Annotated in this window: 1 protein-coding gene; it reads right to left on the bottom strand. The window is 71.7% G+C overall.

The window, feature by feature from the left end:
* Positions 1-1,731: beta-ketoacyl synthase N-terminal-like domain-containing protein (locus ACGFIW_RS33725; RefSeq protein ID WP_393324604.1), on the bottom strand; the 1,731-nt coding region annotated here is incomplete at both ends.

Genomic DNA, 1,731 nt, shown 5'->3' with positions numbered 1-1,731 from the left:
GGTGCGCGGCAGCACACCGTGGCGCATCGCCTGCACCATCTTGATCACACCACCCACACCCGCGGCGGCCTGCGTGTGACCGATGTTCGACTTCAGTGACCCCAACAACAGGGGCCGCTCGCGGTCCTGCCCGTACGTCGCCAACAACGCCTGCGCCTCGATCGGATCACCCAACCGGGTCCCCGTCCCATGCGCCTCCACCGCGTCCACATCCGACGCCGACAGACCCGCATCCGCCAACGCCGCCCGAATCACCCGCTGCTGCGCCGGACCATTCGGAGCCGTCAACCCATTCGACGCACCATCCTGATTCACCGCCGAACCCCGCACCACGGCCAGGACCTGATGCCCGTTACGCCGCGCGTCCGACAACCGCTCCAACATCAGGATGCCGACGCCCTCGCCCCAACTGGTGCCGTCGGCGGCGGCGGCGAACGACTTGCAGCGGCCGTCGGCGGCCAGACCGCGCTGGCGGCTGAACTCGACGAAGACCTGTGGCGTCGGCATCACTGTCACGCCGCCGGCCAGCGCCAGCGAGCACTCGCCGCGACGCAGCGCCTGTGCCGCCAGGTGGATCGCCACCAGCGACGACGAACAGGCCGTGTCGACCGTGACGGCGGGGCCCTCGAACCCGAACGTGTAGGAGACCCGGCCGGAGGCGACGCTCGCCGCGCTGCCGTTGCCGAGGTAGCCCTCCACGTCGCGAGGCACCTGCCGGACCCGGGAACCGTAGTCGCCGTACATCACGCCGACGAAGACGCCGGTCTGGCTGCCGCGCAGTGCCGCCGGGTCGAGACCGGCCCGCTCGACCGCCTCCCACGAGGTCTCCAGCAGCAGTCGCTGCTGCGGGTCGATCGCCAGCGCCTCCCGGGGGGAGATGCCGAAGAAGTCCGCGTCGAACCAGCCGGCGTCGTGCAGGAATCCGCCCGACCGCGCGTAGCTGTGGCCGTGGCTTCCGGGGTCGTCGTCGAAGAGGTTGGCCAGGTCCCAGCCTCGGTCCTCCGGGAAGGGGGTGATGCCCTCGCGGCCCTCGGCCAGCAGCTGCCACAACTCCTCCGGGGAGCTGATCCCACCCGGGTAACGGCAGCTCATGCCCACGATCGCGATGGGCTCGTCGGTGCGGGTGGCGGGCAGCGCCGGCCCCGCCTCCGGCCGATCCTGGCCGGAGAGTTCGGTCCGGAGGAAGTCGGCGAGCGCCGCGGGAGTCGGGTAGTCGAAGATCAGTGTCGCCGGGAGTCGCAGCTCCAGGGCGCTGTTGAGCCTGTTGCGCAGCTCGACGGCGGTGAGCGAGTCGAAGCCGAGATCCTGGAACGCCTTCGTGACGTCGACGGCCTGCCCGTCCTCGTGGCCGAGCACGTCGGCCACCTGCTCGCGGACGAGCCGCAGCACCGTCTCCGCCAACTCGTCGGCCGGCAACCCGGCGAACCGACCGACGTCGGTCGCGCCGGTGGAGGTGGCCGTGCTGACGGCGCGACGCACCGGGGTGCGGACCAGGTCGCGCAGGATCGGCGGGACCTCCCGATCCCGGAGCGCGGCGGGGTCGACCCGGGCACCGACGAAGACACCACCCGGACCGGCCACGGCGGCGTCGAGCATGGCCAGGGCATCCGCGGTCTCCAACACCGCCAGACCCGACCGCGACAACCGCGCCAAATCCCGCTGCGACAACCCCCGCGTCATCCCCGACACCTCACCCCACAACCCCCACGCCACCGACACCCCCGACAAACC

This window comes from Micromonospora sp. NPDC048935 (assembly GCF_043197875.1).
GTDB lineage: Bacteria > Actinomycetota > Actinomycetes > Mycobacteriales > Micromonosporaceae > Micromonospora.
This window is presented reverse-complemented; position numbering and strand designations above follow the sequence as displayed.